Genomic DNA, 275 nt, shown 5'->3' with positions numbered 1-275 from the left:
CCAGGCCGCCCGCGCCATCGCCCTGGGCGACGCGCACATCGTCCTGGCGGGCGGGGTGGAGTCGATGAGCCGCGCCCCCTACATCCTGCCCAAGCCCGAACGGGCCTTCCCGGCCGGACACCAGGAGCTGTTCTCCTCCACCCTGGGCTGGCGGATGACCAACCCGCAGATGCCTTCGCAGTGGACGGTGGCGCTGGGCGAGGGCGCCGAACTGATCGCCGACCAGCACGGCATCGACCGCGCACAGCAGGACGCCTTCGCGCTGGCCAGCCACC

The 275-nt window shown here is 72.7% G+C and carries 1 protein-coding gene; it reads left to right on the top strand.

All coding sequences use genetic code 11. The annotated features are described in order from the left end of the window. The coding region (locus IH45_RS0142860; RefSeq protein WP_030682789.1) for a thiolase family protein at nucleotides 1-275 on the top strand (275 nt) is incomplete at both ends.

This window comes from Streptomyces rimosus subsp. rimosus (assembly GCF_000720725.1).
In the GTDB taxonomy this organism is placed as follows: domain Bacteria; phylum Actinomycetota; class Actinomycetes; order Streptomycetales; family Streptomycetaceae; genus Streptomyces; species Streptomyces rimosus_A.
This window is presented reverse-complemented; position numbering and strand designations above follow the sequence as displayed.